Source organism: Phycisphaerae bacterium, from assembly GCA_012729815.1.
Taxonomy (GTDB): domain Bacteria; phylum Planctomycetota; class Phycisphaerae; order JAAYCJ01; family JAAYCJ01; genus JAAYCJ01.
Window position 1 is genome coordinate 1 of the sequence record JAAYCJ010000138.1, and the last position, 3,249, is coordinate 3,249.

Consider the following 3,249-nt stretch of genomic DNA (forward strand, 5'->3'; position numbering starts at 1 on the left):
CTCCCCCTTTCCCCGTCCGCCAAAGGCGGACCCTAAAGCCTAAAGCCTAGAGCCTAAAGCCTCTTCTCCCCCTTTCCCCGTCCGCCAAAGGCGGACCCTAAAGCCTAAAGCCTAGAGCCTAAAGCCTACTCCATCCTCTGCCTAAACACCACCTTCGGACGCCGATACCGAGGATTGTCCTGCCACTCACCATCGGTGCCGTTCCACTCCAACGGCGGCTCGTAACACTCCGACCGATCCAGCAAAAGCACCCACCGCCCCCGATCCTGTACCTCCCCATCCCGATCCAACATCTCAATCAACACGTACGCCGCGAACGTGTCCGAACGAGTCGTCGTCAAATTGGCAAACCGCGACCAGATCATCTGGCTCTCTTCCAGATCATCGCTGATCCCACCAACGCTGCCCGCCTGATCAGCCCCGTCAGATCCGAACCCGCTGACCGTCCCCACACCCAACACGCCCGAACCATTCACGAACGGTTTGATCGCCGCCGCCACGTCTTTCGCGCGGGCTCCGGTGTTCTCAGCCAAATACGCATGCACCGCCTCCAGCACCGTCGACGACGCCGTATTGACATTGATCAATCCCGGAACCCTCATCTCCCCGCGATCATCCGCGCCGCCAACCCCGTCCTGATCCACACCATCCGATGAACGCCCAAGAATCTCAAAGATGTCCTGGAACGCCGCACCAAGCTGGTCGACAAAGCTGATCCGTATCCCGTGCTCGTTGGCCCCCAAATCCCGAAGCCGATACGACAGCGGACGGCTCACCATGCTCGCCTCCACCAGGTCCCCGTAGTACGGGACTAGCGAAAACGACCCCGGATTCACAAGGATCGCCTCAAGCTGATACCGCTGCATCCAATCATCCGACTCCGTCGATCCCGTTCCAGGAGCCCGCCACGCCGCGTAGTTGATACCATCGGGAATCCAGAAGGAAAAACCTCTGACTGTGGCGGAATTCAGTGCTACACCGGTGTTCTCCGCTCCAAGGGTTTTGTAATCTATCGCTAGCGTCGGTACAGGATCACCTTGAGGCGCAGTTACACGCTGCGGGGGCACTACATCTTGGTAATCTGTGAAGCACAGCCATTCGATCCCGGCACCGTCTGGGCTATTGTCACGCCTGATCCAGTTCCACGTATACCCATTCTCGTCGGGTGTGGGATCAACGTTATCCACAAAAGGCTCAGCAGCCCCTAGTGCGCACTCAGCACAATCCACCACAACGTCATAATCGACAGTGTCCCTCGTAACCTCCCGATACAGGATCACGTTCCCGGCGTCAGGCAGTACCAGAGTGGAATCCACAAACGACGTCACGCCTGCATCGAGAATATCCGCGTTGTTGCAGATGACCAGGTATCCACCTGGAGCAAGCGGCGTCCCAGCAGTTATCTCTCCGTGCGTAACTCCGCCATCTACGCTGTAGCAGTACCCGCCCAGCGGAAGTGGAACGTCCCAGGGATTGTAGAGCTCGATCGCGTACCGGTCGCCCGCATTCTGCGTCTCGCCCGCCGCCGCCCGAACGCGAAACGCGTACAACTCCGTGATGACCGGGTGCTTCTCCAACCCGCCCACATACGTCTGCCCCGCCGTCAGTTGGCTGATCTCCGCGCCCCAATCCGGCAGAAACGCCGAAAAATCAGCCGCCGTCAGAATCGTCGGCTCACTATCATTGTCCAACGCATCCAGTAGGTTCGCCAGGTACTGCGCCGCAAAGTACGCCGCCTGCTCATCCGTCAATCCACCGCCCGCCCCGTCCACGTCCGCGCCGCCCGTCTTGAACATCATGAATAACGCCAGCGGAAGGGCGCGGAACGACTTCACATGATTCAGCGCCGCCATCCCACTGCCGGGATTGGCGAATTCCTCCTTGTAGTACAACAGCCACTGCTGCAGCGACTTCATCAAATTGATCCTGCGACCGTCCAGACCCAGGCTGTTCGTCCCCACGCCGTCAAGCCGCCACCCGCCCGCCACCAGCGGAACCGCCTGCTCGATCCGCCTGACCCCCCGAGTGAAACTGTGCGCCGTCAGCAACGAACGGTCCGGCGGATTCAAACACGACTCCACCAGCGATGCAGCCGCCCCGTCCGCCCGCAACTCGATCTCATCCGAAAAGTCAAGCGGAACAAACCGATGGCGGTCGCCGCCGTCCATGTAGTACTGGTACTGGTCCAGCCATGCCCAGTCGGGACTCTCAACCCGCATGATGTACCGATCCTGGAAAAGCTGAAGCTGCGGAAGAAAAGGCGATTCGTCCCGACCCGGCAGACGATTGCTCCCATCCACGTACCCGAAGCCGCCGCCGTACAGGTTGATCCCCGCCAGGCTGTTGCCCCGAAACTCGACCGGGTCGGCATAGTTCTGCGGCCAGCGCCACGCCGTGTTCAAGTTCACCATCCCGCACGTATCCACGATCCGAACCGCCACCCGATACCCCAGATCGTCACCCGCGACAACCGGCAGATCGGCCGTCAACGCCATCACATGATCGCCATTGCCGATATCGCCATCATCATTGATATCCGCAAACCGGAACCCATAGGTCGGATGCTCCCATTCCGGAAAGAACCCGCGCTGCACCACCCACACCGAATCAAACCATCCGTCTCCATCTGCGTCCGCATACTGCTCAACCCAGTCACGCTCAGCTTGCGTAGCTGGAGCTACAGGCACAGCTTGGGACGGAACGCTGGAGAAAGGGTAAGTACTGGTAGAGTCAACAGGCCACTCAACTGCTCCCGAAGCCATAACGCTGCAAATATCAAACAAGTTCGACCCTTGCGGGAATCTATTCGGCGTACCGGCGATTGTCGCCTCACTGCTCGCCAGCCACGGATCGCCGTCCACGTTCGCCGCCGCCATCTGCCAGGCCGTGCCGTCATACCAGTAGAACGTCGCCGTCCCACCCGTGACCGGCGCGTCCCACGGCTCATTGCACAGCTTGAAGGCCTCGTTCAGATTGCCCGGAGCGTACCTCAGACCAATACCGTTACTATACGCATTGGTCGGATCGGTCGAAGGATTCTCGCCAGTGCCGTCAGATTCTCGCACGGGAATGCCAAGCAATCGAAGATTGTTCAGAGCAGTATTATTCCCTGCCCTATTCTCCGGCTTGCCCCACAAATCCAACTCCAGCGTATCGACAATCCGGCTCTCGATGCTGTCGATCGACGCCTGCAAAACCTGACGCTCCGCGAACGACACCTGGCGATTCTCAGCCGCCACCCCCTCAATC

Annotated in this window: 1 protein-coding gene; it reads right to left on the reverse strand. The window is 59.6% G+C overall.

The window, feature by feature from the left end:
* Positions 1–125 precede the first annotated feature (125 nt).
* Positions 126–3,249: hypothetical protein (locus GXY33_09440; protein NLX05354.1), on the reverse strand; the 3,124-nt coding region annotated here is incomplete at its 5' end.